The sequence below is a fragment of the Streptomyces sp. col6 genome (genome assembly GCF_008042035.1).
Classification (GTDB): domain Bacteria; phylum Actinomycetota; class Actinomycetes; order Streptomycetales; family Streptomycetaceae; genus Streptomyces.
In genome coordinates, this window is the sequence record NZ_RDBL01000005.1 from 1 (window position 1) to 20,918 (window position 20,918).

At 69.7% G+C, this 20,918-nt stretch carries 13 protein-coding genes; 10 read left to right on the plus strand and 3 right to left on the minus strand.

What is annotated here, in order from left to right:
• The first annotated feature begins 127 nt into the window (after positions 1-127).
• The 5 genes from EAO73_RS03540 (at position 128) to EAO73_RS03560 (ending at position 4,114) form a co-directional block, all read left to right on the plus strand.
• Complete coding sequence (locus tag EAO73_RS03540) at positions 128-622, plus strand: GNAT family N-acetyltransferase (protein ID WP_147970037.1); 495 nt, start codon at positions 128-130, stop codon at positions 620-622.
• Between the two features lie 245 nt (positions 623-867).
• Entirely contained in the window at positions 868-1,287 is a 420-nt protein-coding gene (locus tag EAO73_RS03545) for a hypothetical protein (protein ID WP_147970038.1), read from the plus strand.
• A gap of 115 nt (positions 1,288-1,402) precedes the next feature.
• Positions 1,403-1,858 (plus strand): very short patch repair endonuclease, encoded by a 456-nt coding sequence (locus EAO73_RS03550; protein WP_191133925.1) that lies wholly within the window; start codon positions 1,403-1,405, stop codon positions 1,856-1,858.
• Complete coding sequence (locus tag EAO73_RS03555) at positions 1,855-2,811, plus strand: DNA cytosine methyltransferase (protein ID WP_147970040.1); 957 nt, start codon at positions 1,855-1,857, stop codon at positions 2,809-2,811. The genes EAO73_RS03550 and EAO73_RS03555 overlap by 4 nt, the downstream gene beginning before the upstream one ends.
• Before the next feature lie 64 nt (positions 2,812-2,875).
• Positions 2,876-4,114: a DNA cytosine methyltransferase gene (locus EAO73_RS03560; RefSeq protein ID WP_147970041.1), complete on the plus strand. Its 1,239-nt coding sequence runs from the start codon at positions 2,876-2,878 to the stop codon at positions 4,112-4,114.
• 24 nt (positions 4,115-4,138) lie between these two features.
• Here the strand turns inward: EAO73_RS03560 and EAO73_RS03565 are convergent, their stop codons facing one another.
• The 3 genes from EAO73_RS03565 to EAO73_RS03575 are packed head-to-tail and all read right to left on the minus strand — an operon-like array spanning position 4,139 to position 8,108.
• Positions 4,139-5,023 (minus strand): DUF6339 family protein, encoded by an 885-nt coding sequence (locus tag EAO73_RS03565; RefSeq protein WP_147970042.1) that lies wholly within the window; start codon positions 5,021-5,023, stop codon positions 4,139-4,141.
• Complete coding sequence (locus tag EAO73_RS03570) at positions 5,020-6,012, minus strand: hypothetical protein (protein WP_191133926.1); 993 nt, start codon at positions 6,010-6,012, stop codon at positions 5,020-5,022. Before EAO73_RS03570 ends, EAO73_RS03565 begins: the two co-directional genes overlap by 4 nt.
• Positions 6,009-8,108, minus strand: a complete 2,100-nt coding sequence (locus EAO73_RS03575) for a helix-turn-helix domain-containing protein (RefSeq protein WP_147970095.1) — start codon at positions 8,106-8,108, stop codon at positions 6,009-6,011. The genes EAO73_RS03570 and EAO73_RS03575 overlap by 4 nt, the downstream gene beginning before the upstream one ends.
• A gap of 619 nt (positions 8,109-8,727) precedes the next feature.
• On the opposite strand from EAO73_RS03575, the gene EAO73_RS03580 reads away from it, so the two are divergent.
• The 5 genes from EAO73_RS03580 to drmB all read left to right on the plus strand — a co-directional run bounded on the left by EAO73_RS03580 (position 8,728) and on the right by drmB (position 20,906).
• Complete coding sequence (locus tag EAO73_RS03580) at positions 8,728-9,066, plus strand: hypothetical protein (RefSeq protein WP_224756166.1); 339 nt, start codon at positions 8,728-8,730, stop codon at positions 9,064-9,066.
• Between the two features lie 119 nt (positions 9,067-9,185).
• Entirely contained in the window at positions 9,186-13,952 is a 4,767-nt protein-coding gene (locus EAO73_RS03585) for a DEAD/DEAH box helicase (protein WP_147970044.1), read from the plus strand.
• Positions 13,949-15,862 (plus strand): UvrD-helicase domain-containing protein, encoded by a 1,914-nt coding sequence (locus tag EAO73_RS03590; RefSeq protein WP_147970045.1) that lies wholly within the window; start codon positions 13,949-13,951, stop codon positions 15,860-15,862. Before EAO73_RS03585 ends, EAO73_RS03590 begins: the two co-directional genes overlap by 4 nt.
• Entirely contained in the window at positions 15,859-19,074 is a 3,216-nt protein-coding gene (locus EAO73_RS03595; RefSeq protein WP_147970046.1) for a helicase-related protein, read from the plus strand. The genes EAO73_RS03590 and EAO73_RS03595 overlap by 4 nt, the downstream gene beginning before the upstream one ends.
• A complete protein-coding gene (drmB, locus tag EAO73_RS03600) occupies positions 19,071-20,906 on the plus strand; it encodes a DUF1998 domain-containing protein (protein WP_147970047.1) in 1,836 nt (611 codons plus the stop codon). The genes EAO73_RS03595 and drmB overlap by 4 nt, the downstream gene beginning before the upstream one ends.
• The last annotated feature ends 12 nt before the right edge of the window (positions 20,907-20,918 follow it).

The following is a 20,918-nucleotide window of genomic DNA, read 5'->3' on the forward strand; positions in this document are numbered from 1 at the left end:
GGTTCCAGGAAGGCGGCGAGACGGAGGGCGGGGCGCCCGGTGACGGGGCGTGCGGCTGATTCGGCGGCCCGGCCGGCCGCCCGGAATAGGGAGGCGGGCGGCCGGATGCCTCCGTACGCTGCGCCCCATGCCCGAACTCCAGCGCCTGCGCCCCGACCACGCCCCCGCCGTCCTCGCGTTCGAGCAGGCCAACCGCGCCTTCTTCGCGGCGTCGGTTCCGGACCGGGGCGACGACTTCTTCGCGGACTACCCGGCCCGCCACGCGGCCCTGCTGGCCGAACAGGAGGCGGGCGTCTGCCACTTCCACGTCCTGGTGGACTCGGGCGAGATCCTTGGCCGCTTCAACCTGATGGACGCCACCGCCGGCACCGCCGAACTCGGCTTCCGCCTCGCGGAGACCGCGACGGGCCGCGGCCTGGCGACGACCACGGTGCACCGGCTCTTCGACCTGTGCCGCACGAGGTACGCCCTGACGACGCTCACAGCGAGGGCGGCACTGACGAACACGGGGTCGCGGGCGGTGCTGAGTCGCACGGGGTTCGTGGAGACGGGCGAGGAGGTGACGCTGAACGGGGAGCGGGGGGTGGCGTACGTACGGGAGTTGGAGGCGTGGACGGCGTAACCCGGATGTGGCCGACTTAAGTCTGGGCAAGCCCGCGCACCGCCCCGACCATGGCCACCTGATCAGCGGATCGCTACGGGGGGAACCGGATGAGCGAGGACGACCAGGGCGCACCGAGCGGCGACCGCCCGCCACCCCGTGCCAGGGCCCGAAGCAGCTCTGGGCCGCAGGGCCCGGCTCGCCCGCCGGGCGCAGGCGGATGGACCGGCACCCCGTCGCCCGCAGACAACCGGATGCCCGCTCCGGTGAGCAGCCTGCGCGTACTGATGATGGTGGTCGGCGGCATCCAGGCGGTCCTCGGCCTGGCCCTGGTCACGAACAGCGTCGCCATCGCCCAGGCCGTCTGGGGCGAGGACGACACCTCCTCCACGTACTACTCCCCCGAGGGAGAGGCCCACTCGGGCACCGTCGTCTTCATCGGCATCCTCGTCCTCGCGATCGCCGCCTGGGGCATTCTGACCGCCCTCAAGTTCCCGACCCGCCTGCCCGCCGTGCGAAATTCGGCCATCGCGTACGGCTGGACAGCCCTCGCCTTCGACATCGCCGTCTGGGCCGTCGCACCCATCCTGGTCCTGAACCTGCTGGGGCTCGTCGTCGCCATCCTGCTCATCGTCCGGCCGAACCAGCCGGAGTGCCGGGTGTGGTTCGGATACCAGGGACGCTGAGCGGACGGCCGGCAAGGTCCTCGCCACTCGGTGCGCTTCCGCACGATCGATTCGAGCAGGGGTGATTCGCCGTCGTCGATCGCGAAGAGGACCGGGCGTAGGACACTTGGCCGTGATGAGTACCGCCAGACCTTCCTCCCCAGCCGTGTCCGCCCGAATGAGTCGCCAGGCGAGCCGCGACACCGCGCCCGAGGTGGCGGTCCGGAAGTTGTTGCACGCGTCCGGCTACCGGTACCGCCTCAACGAGCGGGTGCCCCACATGTCCCGGCGGACGATCGACATCGCCTTCATCCGGGCCAAGGTGGCCGTGTTCCTGGACGGATGCTTCTGGCACGGCTGCCCCGAGCACGCGACGCAACCGAAGTCGAACGCCGAGTGGTGGCGGCAGAAGCTCGATCGCAACATGGCGCGGGACGCGGAGACGACGGCCCACCTGGTGGCCGAGGGGTGGACGGTCCTGCGCTTCTGGGAGCACCAGGCCCCGGTCCAGGTCGCGGAGGAAGTTGCGGAGGTCGTCGACCGGAAGAAGGAGTCCCCGAGGCGGACGGGGCGGGGAGGCGGGGACCAGTGAGCGAGTTGCGGTTCGTGGACGTGTGCGCGGGGGCCGGCGGGTTGGCCCTCGGGCTGGAGCGGGCCGGGTTCGATCCGGTGCTGCTGTTGGACAGGAAGGCGGTCGCCTGCGAGACGCTGGGCCTGAACCGGCCGCATTGGAAGGTCCTGGAGATGGACCTGCTGGACTTCGTCCCGGACGAGCATCCGCAGACGTACGACGTCGACCTCCTGTCGGCCGGTCTTCCGCGCGTGAAGTCCAGCGCCACGGCGGCCAGGACGGAGACGGACGAGGAGGAGCGGCTGCTCAGGGCGGCGGTCCTCCTCTCCCACTCGATCCAGCCGCGTGCCGTGATCCTGGAGAACGTGCCGGGGCTGGTCGACGCGGGTGCCTTCGAGCCCCTGCGCGGGTTCATCCGGGAGGAGCTGGAGCACCTCGGGTATCGGCTCCACTGGTTCGTCCTGAACGCGGCGGACTACGGGGTGCCGCAGGACCGGAAGCAAGGGGTGCTCGTCGCTCTCAAGGAACCGTACGGCGATCGCTTTCGTCCACCGACGCCCACGGTGAAGGAGCATGTGCCGGTGGGTGTGGCGCTTCGGGCGTCCATGGCCTCCCGTGGATGGAGCGGGGCGGATGCCTGGGCGGCTCGGGCCGTCTCCGTGGCGCCAACATTGGTCGGCGGTTCCGACAACCGCGGGGGTGCCGACCTGGGCCCGACGGGCACGAAGGCCGCCTGGGCGCGGATGGGGGTCAACGGCGGGGCGCTGGCGGACGAAGTTCCCGGTCCGGAGACGGCCGACGCCCCGGGGCTGATCAAGCTCACGGACGCACAGGCGGCGCTGTTGCAGGGCTTCCCCACGGAGTGGCGCTTCGCCGGCCGGAAGACTGCTCGGTACCGGCAGATAGGGCATGCATCGCCACCGGCGGTGGGGGAAGCACTGGGGTTCGCGGTCGCGGAGGCATTGCGTGGTTGAGCACGCGTGGCTGTCCGCGCACGAAGGTTAGTTGATCTTGAACGGCCGGCTACACTTCAATCCCATGACCCACGCACCTCGCCCACCCTTCCAACCTGCGGGTTTCCGCATCGTGGACTTGTTTGCCGGCCCCGGTGGCCTGGACATCGCCGCCACGATCATGGGAGTGGAGAGCATCGGGGTCGAGTGGGACGAGCCGACGCGTGCCACGCGCGAGGCAGCCCTCCTGCGGACCACCGAGGTGAGGGATGTCGCCGCCGTGGGTCCGTGCGACCCGGAGGTGAAGGACGCGAATGTCCTCACCGGCGGACCGCCTTGCCAGTCGTTCTCCGTGGCAGGCAACCGGGAGGGCCACAAGGCTCTGGAGGACGTGAAGCGGCTGGCCGCCTGCTTGGTCTCCGCGAGGGACCGCAAGTCCTTCGACTCCATTTGGAAAGAAGTCAAGCGCGAGACCGACTCCATGTCCGACGAACGCACGGGGTTCGTGCTCCAGCCCTTGCGCTGGATCATGGAGGCGAAGCTCAAGCGCAAGAGGCCCTACGACGTCGTGGTGCTGGAACAGGTCCCCACCGTGCTGCCGGTGTGGAAGCACTATGCCGAGCTGCTCAACGGCATCGGCTACGCGGCCAAGGCCCATGTCCTGCATGCCGAGGCATTCGGCGTCCCTCAGACACGCAGGCGTGCCGTGCTGATCGCCCAGTGGGATCCGAAGAACACGGGGAGGGATGTGTACTTTCCCGAAGCGACCCACCAGCAGTACCGCAAGGGAGTCGAGCGCCTGCTGCCCACCACGCCTGAGGCCCCGGCCGGCGATCCGCAGGACGGTGCCCTGTTCGCCCCGCCGAAGAACGCCAAGGAGCCGTGGGTATCGGTCGGCGACGTGCTCGCCACCACCCGACCCCGCGATTTCGTCCTGGTCTCCAATTACGGTTCCGGCGGCGACCCGAAGAACCGAGGGCGCCGTACCTCCGAGGAACCGGCCGCGACGATCACCGGCAAGTTCCGCCGCAACCGGTTGTTCCTCCTGAAGGAGAACGAGTCGGGCGAGAAGGAGGTCGGCGAGGAGCTGGATCGGCTCTCGCTCGAAGAGGGCGGGCTCCTGCAGTCGTTCCCGGCTCGCTACCCATGGCGGTCCACGGACGTGGCCCAGCAGATCGGGAACGCCATCCCGCCGCGTCTCTCCCTGCACATCCTGAGCGCCGCGCTGCTGCGCGGACGCCCGGAGAACGACTGGTTCACCCGGCTCGCGGAATGGGAGCCGCCGGTCGACTCGGCGGAGCAGGACTTCCCCGAAGGCCCCTGACACGGGACCTTCGAGACCGCCCGGTTACTCCGCCTCGTCGCCCTCGGACTTCTTTCCCCGTACGGGCGCCTCTGCGAACAGTTCCGCGAAGTGCTCGGCGAGCGCGGCGACGGATTCTTCGGGTGCCCTCTCCTCGTCCGGTCCTTCCGGCAACACCTTTCGTGGCACCGCCGGCGCCCACTCCGCTTCCTCGATCCACTGTGCCAACGGTCGGCCGTCCCGTTCGATGTCAGGTGCGATGACGTCGTACATGATCGTGGCCGCGGACGCGTTGACTGCCTTGACCAGGGCGTTGACTTCCCGGCCGGTGCGTACAGTGCCTCGAACCATCAGGTCGACCAGCGCCAGCGCCGTCGGACGGTGGTCGATGACGGAAAGCCGCAGCGCGGAGTTGAACATCTCCTGTTGGCCACAGGCGGTCACCACCGGGCCGTAGTCGGAGCCGTTCCGGAACAACTCGGCTGCCCACCACAGTCTCGCGAAGGCCTGGGAGTCCAAGGAGCCACGAAAGCGCTTGGCCGCCACTTTCGACTCCTCCCCCTTGTCGGACTTGTGCCGGCACACCACGTAGTCGGGCGCGACCCCGAGGGCCAGGTAGTTCCACAACCTGTTGTCCGCCGCCTCCCGGCGTGTGAGCCGCAGGGTCGCGTGGAGCCGAGGAGCCAACCAGGCATCGGCGGCGGTCACCCTCTCGCCGCCGAACACGTGCATCGCATCGTCCACCAGATCGCGGACCGGCTGAAGCGCCCCTCTGGCTTCCTCCGCCGGCAGGGGTTCCGTGACCTTGTTCAGCGCTATGGCGGGGACGTCCTCCTTGCCGGTGCGCAAGCCCTCGGTGATGTAGCGGGCAGCGTTGAGGTCCGCCAGGAGCGCCAGACGCTCGGGCAGGTGGCTGGGCTTGTCGGTCACGCGTCGGTCCCCCGGTCGAGTCGGTCGAGGCCGCGGATGGTCGCCGTCAGGGCCTTCGGTACTTCCGCCCTGCGCGTCGCGGCGTAGTGGATGCGCGGCTGGAGGTCGGTCCACCCGGACGCTCCGGTCCTTCGACCGTGGACCTCCCGGAGCGCATCCCCCAGGGGACGCCCCGGCACGACGTCCGGAAGCATCTCGCGCAGGACCTCGCCCCGCCAGTCCTGGGGGAAGAGCGGCGTGCCGTCGTCCTCGACCTCCAGGTCGCCGATGGCCGTGTGGAAGACGGCCGTCCACACGTCGGTGCACATCTGGGCGATCAAGAGGTCCCGGACCAGGCTCTCGACCGCCGTGCCCTGGCCGTCGACGAGTTCGGTGACCCCCTCGAAGTCGGTGTTCACGTGCACGGTGGGCACGTCGCCGGAGGTGTCGACGGTCCACGGCACGTCCGCGAAGGGGCGCAGCCACTCGGGGCCCTCCCGGAAGCCGACCTCGGAGACCTCCAACTCCCGCTCGCGCAGCGGAGCGTCGGACTTCATGTCGACGATCCAGTCCCTCTCGGAGGCGGCGATCATGCGACCCCGCACTCCGTCGACCGTGGCGATCACATGCACGGTCATCGTCGCGCGGTCGAGGTGGTCCGCCCGCCAGAGGTCCAGGTGGCCGGCCCATTCGCGGCCGTCCTCGTCGCGGGGTTCGAGGCATACGGTCGTCCGCGCGTTGGTGGCGCCCTCGGTGAGCACGACCAGGACGGACACGTCGGACCAGGGTCCGTCGGGGTCGGTCGCGCGTCCGGGGACGGCGACCGTGAGCGTCAACCTGGCCCTTTCCCAGTCGTCCCGCTCGGCCAGCCCCAGGGCCACCACCTGCTCAACGGTGGAGTAGGTCTTGGTGTCGAGCGGTTCCCGGGCCTCGCCGGGACCCCGCAGCTCCACGGCGGTCACTCTCAGCGTCACCGTGCCGGGAAGGCGCTTGTACGGATAGCCCCTCATGCCTGGCCCCCCTTCTCGGTTCCGAGTTCGACGATCAGGCCGGTGAACACGGCCTTCACCGGGTGCGTGGAAACGTCGGTCGTGCCCCTGAACGTCGCCTTGCGGGCTCCCGGCGCGAAGTGAATCGCCCCGTCGACCACTTCGCAGTTGTGAATGCCGACGAGATCGGCCCATCCCAGCACCGGGCGCGGGCCCGATCGGACATCGAGCTTCGCCACGGGACTCGGCCGCGATGCGTCACCACCGGAGGGGATCTTCACCTCTCCGGTGACGCACCACGCGCCGTTCTCGTCGACGAAGGCGTCCAGCTCCTCCAGCGTCGGCAGTGCCGAGGGGCCGGCGGGTCGCGGGGCCCGTTTACCGCCCAACGTCAGCTTCTTGCGCAGGCGCTCGGACCCCTTCGACCGCTTGGCCCTGGGTACGGCCACGAGTTCGCGCACCGCCTTGTTGGTATCGGTGGTGAGTTTGGCGATCCGGCGGTACGCGGACGGTGAGTACAGCATCCGCAGCTCCTCCGTCTGGCCCCACTTGTTGTGCTCGGGGGGCTCGGAGGCACGGAGGAAGGCTTCCGCCTCGCCCGCGCCCGTGGCGTCCTCCCCGGCGGCGTGGCCCGTGAGCAGTACGGCGTGGAAGGGGTTCGTCCCGACGGGGAGGTCCCCGACCCGGGCCGCCCTGACGGTCATGCGATTGCCCCGCATCGTGACCACATGGTTCGGCTTGCCCACGTCGTCGGCCTCGGTGACGAGGACGACGGCCCGATGCTCGACCTTCTCCCGCCCACCGGAGCCTGCGGGCACGTTGAACGGAACGGTCGTCATGGCGACTTGCCCGGACGCGGTCAGGCGCTCCACGGTCGTGCCGTCGAGGAACGCCTGCAGCGCGCGGGTGCGTGCCGGCTGTTCGGTGCTGGGGTCGACCCGTTCCTCCTCGATGACCTCCTCACCGTTGCGGAGCGTCCTGACGGATGCCTCCAGCAAGGGGCGTCGTGTCTCGCCCACGGTCATGGCCGCCCAGAAGTTGCGGCCGAGTGCCTGGACGAGACGCTTGTGCATCCGGTGCACGCTGTCGTCGTCCTCGACACCGTTCTTCTCGGCTTCGGGATCGACGAGGCTCGCCACGTCGTGGGCGCCGACGATCAGGAACGAGGTCCCCGGCTCGTCGCTCTCCCGCGTGAGGTGGAGCCTCTCGACCTTGTCCTCGTCCGCCCACCAGGAGCGGGCGACGTCCGCGCTGTCCGCGTCCGGGTCCGGGCGGCCGAACCAGGCCGGACCGGCCCAGGGACGGCCACCCACTTCGCGCCAGGGAAGGTCCAGCCGGCCGATGAGACGCCGCTCCGTGCGCCCTTCGTGGGGCTCGGAGAGAGTGGAGTTGATGAGGACGAGACCGAGACGACTGGTGGCCCAGAGCGTCGCCTTCCCGAGGCCGTACGAACCGCCCGCGCCGCTCCCGGTCTTGTGGCTGTCGAGCTGCCGACGCACCACGGCCGCGAATCGACCGGTCTCGTAGTCGTCGCCGGTCAGACCGGAGGCGTTGTAGTCGTCGACGCGCAGGAGCACCAGGCGGTCGCGCTCATACATGTCGCGCAGACCCGCGGCGATGACCCGGCCGACCTTCTGTTGCTGTGACGACGCCGCCTCGTAGTGCGGCATGAGTTCGTCCCAGCGGATCTCCTCCCGGAAGCGGGCCAGGACCTCGCCGGTCAACTCGTGGAGGGTGTACCGCACGCGCACCGGTTGTTTGCGGTCGAGACGCTCGTCGAGACTGTTCTGCGTGGCCTCGCGGGCCAGCACCTCGACGTCGGCCTCGAAGGCGAAGGCGGCGGCGTTGCCGAAGTCGCGCCCTCCGTCGGCGTATCCGGGACGGTGGTACCAGCTGACGGGCAGGCCGGACAGGGCGTCCGCGGTACGGGTGTGGATGGTGTCGAGATCGGTGCCGAGAGCTTCCGCGATCTTGGCGATGGTGTCCTCACGGGGGGTCGCCCGCCCGGTGATCCACGCCGAGACAGCGGCCCGCGTCATCCCGATGCGTTCACCGAGGACGGCCTGACTCATCCCGGATTGCCTCAACTGCCGGGCGAGCCAGGGCCCGAAATCCATGCGGCTGTCCAACGTCACCACTCCTCGGCTGCGCGCGTGACCATGGGGCCACCGTACCGCAAATTTGACAGTCACCCCGCGGGCGACAATGAAATTTGACACTCGCCGGAGACGGCCCGATCGTTCACTGTTACTCAAATCCAATTACGCCAATAGATCCTGAATAGACCACTCTCGTCCGGCTTTGAACCCATCGCCCGAACAGTCCGAATTAGCCTTCCGGGCGGCACTCCAGACCCCCACGAACAGCACCCGTAACCCCCTTGAGGGTGCCCCGCCGAGCGGGTAGGGTCAGTGGGAGGCCGAGCCCTGATCGGGGCTCGGAAGGCGCGCTCTCTCAGGTGCCTGATTTGCTGTGCCCGGACGCCATCCGCACGTCCGATCACGGGATTTCAACGGGTCGCGAAGCCCCTTGCCCGCATCCAAGAAATGCGCTTACATTCTCGCACCTGTTCGCTCGATCCCAATCCACCGCATTTCGACGAAGAAACCTTTCATCTGCCGAATTCACACTCCCCCACCTCGCGTGTATTCAGCCCTCTGCAAGTGCGCCACCGTCATCGCCGATCCCGGCACCGTTCGCCCGCACCCATTTCACGAGAGCAGGGGGCCCACCACCATGAGTTCCAGCGAGCACGACCCCTACGACGAATTCCGCCTCGTCGACCAGTACGACTCCATTGAGGACCCGTGGCTCAAGTCGGAGTTCCTCGACGCCATCGGCACGACCCGTCCCCGCATCGATGCCCTCCGGGCCCGGCGGGACGCCGCCCGCGAGACGGACGCCCGGCCCGCCCCGGAGTCGCCGCGCCGCAGGTCGAGTCGGCTCCGTGCGCGTTCGCCCCGCCGCCCCCGGGTGATGGCGACGCGTCCGCCGAACCGGACCGACATCAGGTACGCGTACCGGCGCCGCGTGCCCCGCACCGTCGTGCTCGTCATCGTCATCAGGCTTGACTGAACCCGACGCCCCGTCGGACCCCCTCCACCTATCGTTGAGTTCGTCGGCCGGCCGCACCCCCGCAGCGGCCGGCCCCCGCTCCCCCCACGTTCATCCCACGGCCACGAAACGGGACCACTTTGAACCACAGCGACGTGACGGGTACTTCGGGAGCCTCGCCCGTCATCCAGAAGATCCTCGAACAGTCGGCGCGCGTCCTGGAGACATATCGCGTGGACCCCGGGCTGATCCTGGAGCACGCCAACGGCGAGCGGAGAATCGCTCAGGGCGGCTACGGAGACCGCCAGTTGTTCGAGCTCGTACAGAATGCCGCGGACGAAATCGCGGCGGCGCCGGGCGGGAAGGTGCACGTCGTCCTGACGGACACGCACCTCTACTGCGCGAACGAGGGCACACCCGTCACGCCCGAGGGAGCCGAGACCATCCTGCGCATGAGCGTGTCGAAGAAGCGCGGAGGCCAGATCGGTCGGTTCGGCGTCGGCGTGAAATCGATCCTGGCCGTCACGAACACACCGCAGTTCTTCAGCACTTCGGGGGCCTTCGGCTTCGACCGCGCCTGGTCGTACGAGGAGATCAGAAGGGCCCGGGGTTCCTCCTCCGAGGAGGGCTTCGAGGCTCCCGTGCTACGGATGGCGCGACCGCTGGACGCCGAGAAGGAGCGGCTGGCGGACCCCGTCCTGAACGCCCTGCTCGGCTGGGCCACCACCGTGGTACGGCTCCCGCTGCTGCCCGGAGCCGCCGATCGCCTCGGCAAGGACATCTACGACACCGCGAACCGGGGCCAGGACAGCCGCGAGTTCCCGGCCCGGTTCCAGCTGTTCTCCCACCACGTCGGAACCGTGATCCTGGAGGACACCCGGTCCATGCCGCCGGTACGCCGTGAGATCACGGTCGACCACGACGGTTTCCGACACACCATCCACGAGACGCGGACCGGCCGGCCGCAGTCCAGTTCCGCCTGGAAGGTCTTCTCGCACGCCCACCGCCCCTCCGAGGCCGCCCGCGCGAGCGCCGGTGAGATGCACGACCGCGGCACGATCGACATCGCGTGGGCCGTACCCGAGTACACGGGCGACACCGTGCTCAGCACCCCCCGGGGCCGGGGCGAATTCTGGTCGTTCTTCCCGACGAAGTACCCGATGACGTTGCGGGGGGCGCTCAACGGTGCCTGGAAGACGAATGAGGACCGACAGAACCTCCTGGATTCGAGCCCGTTCAACCAGGAGATCATTCGGGTCGCCGCCCGGCTCGTCGTCGACTCCCTGCCCCACCTGGCCCCCGCCGAGGACCCGGCTGCCTACCTTCCGCTGCTCCCGGGCCGGAACAAGGACTCGGAAACCCTGAACTGGGCCGACAAGTACCTGACCGAACAGATCTGGAAACTGGCGGCGGAGCGTCCGTCCCTCCCCGACCAGGACGGTGTGCTGCGGGTTCCCCGCGACATCCATGTGCACCCCGCCCCGCAGAACAAGGTGCCGCTCCGGCCGGAATGGCTCCGGATGTGGAGCGCCTGCCCCGGGCGGCCCGCGAACTGGATCCACCCCTCCGTCGAAGCCGCCGAATTCCGCGCGGGCAAGGTCGGACACATCCTGGACGAGTCCAAGCAGCGCCGCGCGACCGTGCGGGAGTGGCTGGAGGCGCTGGTGACCGAGGAGACGGTCGAGGCGTCCGCCGTCGCGATCCGCATCCTCGCCGCCATGATCCGCGACGCCTCCCCCTTCGCGGCCGAAGCCCGGACGGCACGCATCGTGCTGACCGAGGAGAGCGGACTGGTGGCGCCCGTCGTGGGCAAGGTCTTCCGCCGCACGGTCCGGGACGGCCTGCGCGACGGCACGACGTACGTCGATCCGAGGTTGTCGGAGGACGAGTCGCTGATCAGTGACCTCAACGAACTGGGGATCCGCGAGGCGGACCCCCGCGGCCGGTTCATCGGAGTGCTGGAGCAGGGCGTCGAGAACTACGGACCCCAGGACTGGGCCCGTTTCTGGGAGCTGTTCCACAGCGCGGGCGGCAGCCGGGTCAGCGGCGAGGTGACCGCCCGGGTGCCCGATCCGTCCGGCACCCTCTTCGTGCGCACCGCCGACGGGCGGTACCACCGCATGCGGGAGTGCCTGCTGCCCGGACCGGTGGTGCCGGGCGACGGATCCAGGGACGGGTCGGTCGCCGTGGACCCGTCGTTCCACTCGGACGACCTGCACGTCCTGCGCGAGTTCGGCATGCGGGACAGGCCCACACACGGGCACAGGCCGTCGAACGAGTCGTGGTTCGAGGACTACCGGGCCGCGATGTACGACAGCTACTGCAAGACGCTGAGCAGCAACGCGGCACGTCCCAGCCCTTCCCGGGTCAAGCTGGAGGGTTCTCCCGTCGGCGGCCCCCTGCATCTTCTGGAGCTGCTTTCGGAGGAGGGACGCGCTGCATTCGTCAAGGCGCTGCCCGACGACAGCGTCATCGACACCTGGACCCTGCAGGTGGGTGTCCAGGCCTCGACACGCAAGGTGATCCACTCGCCGCTGCGCTGGATGCTGCGCCGGCACGGACGTGTGGCCACGTCGCAGGGTGTGGTTCCGCTCTCCGGCGCCGTCGGACCACAGTTGCAGGCGTACGCGGACGTGCTGCCGGTCGCCGACATCAGTGCGGAGAAGGCGCGCAAGCTGCACCTCCCCGTGGTGGTCGACGAGGTCCCGACCAAGCAGTGGGACCGCCTCCTCGAACAGCTCCGGACCAGCGACGACGACGCCTTCGTCGGGCACACCTACGTGATGCTGACCCGACTCGAAGTGGAATTCCCGGATCAGCTCACCCGGTGCCGGGTGGGGACGGAGTGGGATGCCCGCGAGGACGGCGAGATCGCCGTCGCCGCGACCGAGGCCGAGTACCGCGCGTTGCGCGCCGAACAGATCCCGGCGCTGTTGGCCGGGCGGCCGGAGGACGCGGACCTGCTGGTCAGGACGTGGGGCATGCTGCGCTACTCCGATGTCATCAGCAAGGAGATCCGGCACGTCCCCGTCGGTGATCCCGTCCTCCTCAAGGACGAGTTCCCCACGCTCCGCCAGCGGTTGGGTTCCGTGGTGAACGACCAACGTGTCCTGCGTTGTTCGGAGTTGGAAGAGGTACTGCGTACGCCCCAGGGCTCCACCGGCACGGCGCTCGACAGCGCGGTGCAGGGCGCGACCGTCATGGTGCTGGACTCCCTGGACCGCCTCGCGACGCTGGTCGCGGCGGACCGCGAGCTGCGCTGGGGGTTGAAGGAGTCGGGTTGCCGTGCCGTTCTCGCCGCTCAGGAACGGCAGGAGGCGGACCAGGAACTCCAGGACGCGCTGCGCCGGGTCCGCCGGGCCGAGACCGTCGAGGAGAAGTTGGAACTGCTCGTCGGAGCGACCGCACTGAGGGCCGGGCTCCCTCCGGGTCTCCTGGAGAGCGAGCCGCCGGAGCCGGGCGTCGGGGAACCCTCCCCGCGTCGGATCGCCCGCCTGGCGTACAACGCCCACGGCGACGGGGTCCTCCAGGTCCATGCCCGGGACCTCCAGGCGGCCTATCCGAGCCATGCCCCTTCCGGCTTCACCGGATCGTCGGCAGCCGTGAAGTTCGTCTCCGAGTTCGGCTTCCCCGACTCCTTCGCCGGTGCGCGCACACCGTCGCTACCGCCCCGGGTCGAGGTGCCGGGCCCCACGGAGTTCCCGCGCCTGCACGACTACCAGGAGCGGCTGGCGACCAAGGTGTTCGCGATGCTCGATCGCTTCACCCCGCAGCGCGGCATGCTCTCCCTCCCCACAGGCGCGGGAAAGACGCGGGTGGCGGCGGAGGCCGTCATCCGCTGGGTCAAGCAGATGGGCGAGCTGAGCGGCCCCATCCTGTGGATCGCCCAGACCGAGGAGCTGTGTGAGCAGGCCGTGCAGAGCTGGAGCTTCGTCTGGTCGAAGGTGGGGGCCGAGACCCCGTTGACGATCAGCCGGCTGTGGACGACCAACGAGGCCGGGCCCGTCGCCGACCGCCCGCATCTGGTCGTCGCCACGGACGCCAAGCTCCGCAACTGTCTGCACACCGAGTCCTACGGCTGGCTGCGCGACGCCGCCCTCGTCATCGTCGACGAGGCACACGTCGCCATCTCGCCCCAGTACACCGAGATTCTGACGCACCTCGGGCTGACGGCGTACGAGACGAAGCGGCACCTGCTCGGCCTCACCGCCACTCCGTTCCGCAACACCAACGACGCGGAGACCCAGCGCCTCGTCCAGCGGTTCGGCGCCCACCGGCTCGACGACGGGGTCTTCCCGTCCGGCGACCCGTACGGGGAACTGCAGGAACTCGGCATGCTGGCGAGGGTCACCCACCGGGAGCTGCTCGGCGGCACGATCGAGCTGACCCAGGACGAGAAGACCCGTGCCGATCAGATGAGCCTGCTGTCGAAGGCCGCGGAGCAGCGCCTCGCGGACGACCAGGACCGCAACAAGCGCATCCTCGAAGAGATCGCCGCCATGCCGGACGACTGGCCGGTGCTCGTCTTCGCCACGTCCGTCGCGCATGCCAAGTTCCTCTCGGCGAAGCTGAAGGGTCTGGGCATCACCGCCGCCTCGGTCGACTCGGCCACCTCCACGGGCGAGCGTCGGCACAGCATCGACGCCTTCAAACGCCGTCGGGTCCGGGTGCTGACGAACTACGGCGTCCTGACCCAGGGGTTCGACGCGCCGGCGACCAGGGCGGTCGTCATCACCCGCCCGACGTACAGCCCGAACGTCTATCAGCAGATGATCGGTCGCGGCCTCCGGGGCCCGGGGAACGGCGGCGAGGAGGAGTGCCTGATCCTCAACGTCCGGGACAACATCACGAACTACGACAAGGCCCTCGCCTTCACCCAGTTCGAGCACCTGTGGAGGGCCAAGTGACCGACGCTTATCTGGACAGCCCGCCTCTCACGGCGGAGCAGCGGGCCGTCGTCGAGCAGCCCTGGGACACCCGGCTCCTGGTGACGGCCGGTGCCGGCTCGGGCAAGACTCACACGCTCGTCCGCCGGCTCGACGCGCTCATGAGCGACGAGCAGGACGCACTGGAGGCACGCGAGATCCTGGTGCTCAGTTTCTCCCGGGCCGCGGTGCGGGAACTGCGGGAGCGGATCGCGCTCCACGCCCGCGAGGCCCGCAGGGTGCGGGTGCAGACCTTCGACTCCTGGGCGTACGCGGTGCTGCGCGGCGAGCAGCCCGATCGGGACTGGAGCACGCTGCGCTTCGACGAACGGATCGCCGAGGCCACGGAGGCGATCCTGCGGGGTGCCGTGGAGGAGAGCGAGCAGGGCGCTCCTGCCCATGTCGTGATCGACGAGGTCCAGGACCTGGTCGGGGAGCGACGGGACATGGTGGAGACGCTCCTCGACCGGTTCCAGGACAACTGCGGCTTCACCGTGGTCGGTGACGGGGCGCAGGCGATCTACGGGTTCCAGGTGTCCGACGAGGACGCGCGGGCCGCGGAGACGAACTACTTCTTCGACTGGCTGCGGGCCTCCTACGCGGACGACCTGGTGGAGCTCCACCTGTCCGCCAACTTCAGGGCCCGTACTGCCGAGGCGGGTGTCGCGCTGCCCCTGGGCGGCTCGCTCCAGCGGCTGCCGTCCGAGACGTCGGCGGCGGAGGCCGCGGGCGAGGACCTCCATCGGGACCTGACCGACATCCTGCGCGGCTGCCCCTCGTTCGGGGCCGTCGACGACGCCTTCACGCTCGACTCCCTCAGGGACTTCCGCGGTACGTGCGCGATCCTCTGCCGGGACAACCGGCAGGCCCTGGTGCTCTCCGAGAAGCTGTTCGCGCACGGTGTGCACCATCGCCTCCAGCGCGACCTGCGGGAACGCCCGGTGCCGGCCTGGGTGGCCGCGGTGCTCCGCGGCACGGGCTCCACCACACTGACGGAGGACCGCTTCCTGGACCTGCTCGATTCGGGTCCGCTCGCACCGGTCGGGGACCGTACGAGGATCTGGCGGTCGCTGCGCGGAGTGGCGGGGGCGCCCCGGGGGCTGATGGACGTCTCCGCCGTCCGACGGGCCGTGGCACAGGGCCGGTTCCCCGACGACCTGGCCGCAGTCGAACCACCCGATCTCGTGGTGTCGACCGTGCACCGGGCCAAAGGGCTCGAATTCGATCGCGTGATCGTGGTCGAACCCGCGTCCATGGCCGAGCTGCGCAAGCAGCACACCCACATCGACCCGGCGGCGGAGGCCCGCGCCCTCTACGTCGCGATGACGCGCCCCAGGGACGACCTGTTCCGCCTCGACGCACCGGACACCGCCCTGATCCGCAGGGACCGGCGCACCGGTCGGTACTACGTCGGTGGGTGGAAGGCCTATCAGCGTCACGGCATCTCGGCCGCGAGCACGGACGTCTCCCGGGAGCAGCCGCCAGGCACCGACGGCTTCGAGTGCGATGCCGGTGCCCTCCAGGACCACCTCGCCGCGTCCGTCGCCCCGGGGGACGCGCTGGAACTCCGCCTGCAGCACGCGATGCCCCTGGCCCCGGAGGAGAGTCCGCCGTACACAGTGTTCCACCGGGACCGGCCGGTCGCCGTCGTCTCGGAGCGGTTCCGACAGGACCTGTACACCTCGCTCAAGATCAGCAGGACCTGGGACATCAGCTGGCCCACGAGCATCAAGGGCTTCCGGGTCGACTGCCTGGAGAGCGTGGCCGGCAGCACCGCGTCCGGTGCCCGCGCGGGACTGGGCGAGCACGGGACATGGATGGTGCCCCGGTTGTCGGGGCTCGGCCGCTACCGGTGGACCGACGCGCACAGACACGAGGAGAGCGACCGATGAGCAACACGTCCGGCCCGCACGCCGAGCACTACGCGGTGCGCGAGGAGCTCGTCGACCAGCTCCGGCGGGACCTCATGGGCCCCGGCTCCCCGGACGAGATCCTGACCCAGGACCCGCCGATCACGGCGTACCCCATCGGCGTGCTGTTCCCCCGGCCCTCCGACCGAGCGGCCGAGCAGGCCCTCGACGAGGACGAGGCCGAGACCGAGGGGCTGGACGACGTTCCGCTCGTGCGGGGACGCGGGGACGCCGAGGAGTCGACCCCCGACCTCGGCACCTCCGGTGCGGGGGACCGTCGCCCGTCCTCCATGGGGATCACGTTCGCCGTCGACCCGTCGGTCGCGTCGAGCATCGTGGTGCACACGGAGGCCGCGAGGTACGACCCGATCGACCCCGAGGGGCGTGCCACCTCGGCCAAGCGGGCGGAGGCCCGCAGCACCTCGGACCAGAAGGAGCACTGGCGCCGGCGGGCCCTTGCCCTGGCACCGCTGACGGTCGATGTCACGGTCCCGAAGCTGCACCGGATGCCGCTGGGCGAAGGCGCGGGCGTCGAGGTCTTCGTACGCCCGCCGGTCGCCGGGACGATCACCATCACCGTCACCCTGGTCAACACCGAGACAGTGGGCGAGCGCGAACTCCAGGACGCGTACTGCCTCTACCAGCCCCGCATCACCGTGACGACGTCGTCGGGGGCTCCGGCCTTCGTGGAGCGTCCCGCGGGTCGCCGCGCGAACGACCCGGAAGTGGCGACGAGCCGGCTGCTCCACCGGCACGCTCCCACCTTCGCCATGGGCCACGGGTGCGCGGCGGAGTGGGACTGGTTCCCGCCCGTCATCGGTGCGCCGAACCACGAACGCGCCGCGATCACAGCCGTGCGCACGCAGTTCCTGCCGGCCCACGAGGTGTTGCTGACCGATTCGAACCCGGACATCGACGACTCCGCGCTCACCATGCACGGCCTGGCGACCCGGCCGGAGAGCGAGGTGCTCGCCGCGCTGAACACGCTGATGGCCGATTACGCGGAGTGGATCGACCGCAAGGAGGTGGAGGCGGACGCCTTCCGGGGAACGTCGTACGAGACGCCGGCACGGGAGCGGATCGAGCAGTGCCGCGATGCCCTGGCCCGGATGCGCCGGGGCATCCGGGTGCTCGGGGAGAACTCGGACGCGATGCGGGCGTTCCGGCTCACCAACCGGGCCATGGCGCATCAGCGGGCCCGGGGCGAGTGGGTGCGCAACGGCCGCGAAGGAGCACCCGACGAGACACGCGGGCGGTGGCGGCCCTTCCAGATCTCGTTCATGCTGCTCTGCCTGGAGGGAATCGTCGACCCGAACCACGAGGACCGGTCGGTGGCCGACCTGCTGTGGTTCCCCACCGGTGGTGGCAAGACCGAGGCGTACCTCGGCCTCATCGCCTTCACCACGTTCCTGCGCCGCCTGCGTCTGAAGGAGCGGGGCGCCGGCGTGACCGTACTCATGCGGTACACCCTGCGGTTGCTGACCCTCCAGCAGTTCGAGCGCGCCGCGGCCCTCATCTGCGCCATGGAGCGCATCAGGCTCGGCGACGAGGGAACACTCGGCGCGGAGCCGATCTCCATCGGCATGTGGGTCGGTCAGTCCGCCACCCCCAACCGCCTCTCGGACGCCGAGAAGAGCCTGGTCGAGCTGCGCAAGGAGAAGGACCTCCAGGAGCGCAACCCCGTACAACTGCACGCCTGCCCCTGGTGCGGAACCCGTCTGGACGCGTACCAGTACGAGGTCGACGAGGAGGCCAGGCGGATGCATGTCCGCTGCCCCGACGACTGGTGCGACTTCCGCGACGGTCTGCCGGTCCATCTCGTCGACGAGGCCGTCTACGACGCACGCCCCACCCTGGTGATCGCCACCGTCGACAAGTTCGCCGCGATGCCGTGGCGGGTGCAGACCGCGGCCCTCTTCAACCGCGACCGCCAGGACGGCACTCCTCCACCGGAGTTGATCGTCCAGGACGAGTTGCACCTCATTTCCGGGCCGCTCGGCACCCTCACCGGCCTCTACGAGACAGCGGTGGACCTGCTGGCCGACAACCCGAAGGTCATCGCCTCGACCGCCACGATCCGTCGCGCTTCGGATCAGGGGAAGATGCTATTCGACCGCGCCGTCGCGCAGTTCCCCCCGGCGGGGATCGACGCCCGGGACTCCTGGTTCGCCGTGGAGACCCCGAAGGAGCGCAAGGCGAGCCGCCAGTACGTCGGCCTCCTCACCCCGAGCACCAGCCAGGCCTCCCTGCTCGTCCGCACCTACGCGAACCTCCTGCACAGGGCCGCCCTCGCCGACGTCGACGACGGGGTGCGCGACGCGTACTGGACGCTCGTCGGCTACTTCAACAGCCTCCGTCTGCTGGCGGCCGCCGAGCTCCAGGTCCACGACGACGTCGACGCCTACCTGGAGTACCTGTCCTCGCGCGAGGACGGACCGAGGCGCAAGGTGCTGGAGCAGACCGAGTTGACGAGCCGGGCCAACTCCAGCGACATCCCGAAGCGCCTCAAGCAGTTGGAACAGCGCCTGCCGCATCCGGACACCGTCGACGTCCTGCTGGCGACGAACATGATCTCGGTCGGTGTCGACGTGGACCGGCTCGGGCTGATGGCGGTCATGGGGCAGCCGCAGACCACCGCCGAGTACATCCAGGCGACCAGCAGGATCGGGCGTCGCCACCCGGGTCTGGTCGCCGTGATGCTGAACTCCGCCCGGTCCCGCGACCGTTCCCACTACGAGAGCTTCCAGCACTTCCACTCCGCCCTGTATCGGGAGGTCGAGTCGACCAGCGTCACGCCCTTCTCGTCCCGCGCCCGCGACCGGGGACTGCACGCCGTGGTTGTCGCCCTGGCACGCATCCTGATCCCCGCGGCGGCGCCCAACGACGGAGCCGGTCGCATTCGGGAGTTCCGCGAGGAGCTGGAGAACGTCGTCCGCACGGCTCTCCTCGCGCGCGTGAAGTCGGTCGCTCCGGACGAGCTCCCGGCGACGGCCGCGGCCTTCGACGAGTTCGTCGACTGGTGGGAGGGCGAGGCCGAAGCGCACGGCGGTCTCCTCTACGAACCCACACGCGGCAACCGCACACCGTCCCTGTTGAGCGCGTTCGAAAACGAGGACGAGAACGCCTGGCCCACCCTGTGGAGCCTGCGCGACGTCGACGCCGAATCCGCCCTGTTCATGGAGGCATCCCGATGACCCCGCCCCCCGCCCGGCGCCGACGGGCCGGCGCGCCCGAGCGCAGCTACCCGCGACGCGGTTCGGTTCGCCGTGCGCAAATGATCACCACCTACGGGGTCGGGTCGATCGTCGCCGTCGACAACGAGTCGTTCATGGTGAGCGGCATCGACTCGTGGAACGTCGACGAGGCGCCGACCGTCCACGAGCACCGCCTGGCGCGCGTGCTCGGCGTGAAGTCGTTCCGTCTCCCGCCGGCCTCCGACGACACCAGCAAGGACGGAGTTCGGGTCCGCCGCTTCCCCCTGTGGCACTCGTGCCCCGGCTGCAACGCGCTCCAGCACGTGAGCCGGTTCAACTCCCCACCGGGAAAGAACGAGTGCGGCGACTGCCACGAGGAGCTGGTGCCCTCGCGCTTCGTCATGGCCTGCCCCAAGGGACACATCGAGGACTTCCCGTATTGGAAGTGGGCGCACCGCAACAACCGTAGGGACAGCGACGCCGGACTGTGCGGCGGGGAACTGCGGCTGCGGACGAGCGGTAAGACCGCGTCGCTCCGGTCGATCCTGATCTCCTGCACGTGCGGAATCCCCGAGGTCTCCATGGAAGGCGCGTTCCGCCGCGCCGCCCTGTCGGACCTGAAGGTCTACTGCAACGGGCGCCGCCCCTGGCTGGGAAGGGCGGCCGACGAGCACTGCACGGAGAAGCCGCGCACGCTTCAGCGCGGTTCGTCCGTCGCGTGGCAGCCGATCGTCAGGACGGCCCTCTCGATCCCTCCGTGGAGCGACGGCCACGCGACACGCCTGGAGCTGCACTGGGACAACCTCCGCAAGATGAAGGACAACCAGGTCGAGCTGGCCGCGTACCTGAAGGTCCTCGGCCTGCAGGAGAACTACGAGTTCTCACTCGACCAGGTCATGGGCCTCTTGGAGGCGGAGAACCACGAGGACACCGCCCAGGACGAGGACAAGGGCACCGACAGTGCCTACGTCGCTCTGCGCAAGCAGGAGTACGAGAGGCTCGTCGCCGGCCGCCTCGAAAGCGAGACGGACCACGAGGACCAGTTCGTCTGCGAACCACCGCGTTCCTCCACCGAGGTCCTGAAGCCTTACGGAGTGACGGGGCCGATGCTGGTGAAGCGCCTGCGGGAAGTCCGCGCGCTGAAGGCCTTCTCCCGCGTCGACACACCCGAGACCCACACCGATGTCCACGAGGCGGCCCTGTCGCTCGCCCCGATGGACTGGCTCCCCGCGATGGAGGTCCAGGGTGAGGGCGTCTTCCTGCGCCTGGACGAACAGCGCCTCGACGACTGGGCGCGCAGCACCGCCGTTGCCGCCCGAGCCGACCGCATCCGGGCCAACCACCTGCGCATGCTGCGTGAGCGCGCCCAAGACCCCGCGAACGTCCCGGATTCACCGGCGGACGCCCGCATGGTGCTCCTGCACACGTTGTCGCACGCCCTGATCAACGAGTGGAGCCTCGACGGCGGTTATCCGGCCGCCTCGTTGCGGGAGCGGTTGTACGCGGACGAGTCGATGGCCGGCCTCCTCATCTGCACGGCCACCAGCGACTCCGCCGGAAGTCTCGGCGGCCTGGTCGCGCAGGGGGAGCCCGACCGCCTGGAATCCGCCCTGCACTCGGCCCTCCGCCGAGCGCAATGGTGCTCGGCCGACCCGCTCTGTGTGGAGTCCACGGGCAGCGGCGTGGGCGGCATCAACCTGGCGGCCTGCCACGCGTGCGTCCTGCTCCCGGAGACCAGCTGCGAGCACAACAACGGTCTGCTGGACCGGGCCCTGCTGATAGGAACACCGGAGGACCCGTCGATCGGGTTCTTCCACGAGGCGCTGCGCTGACCCGACGGCCAG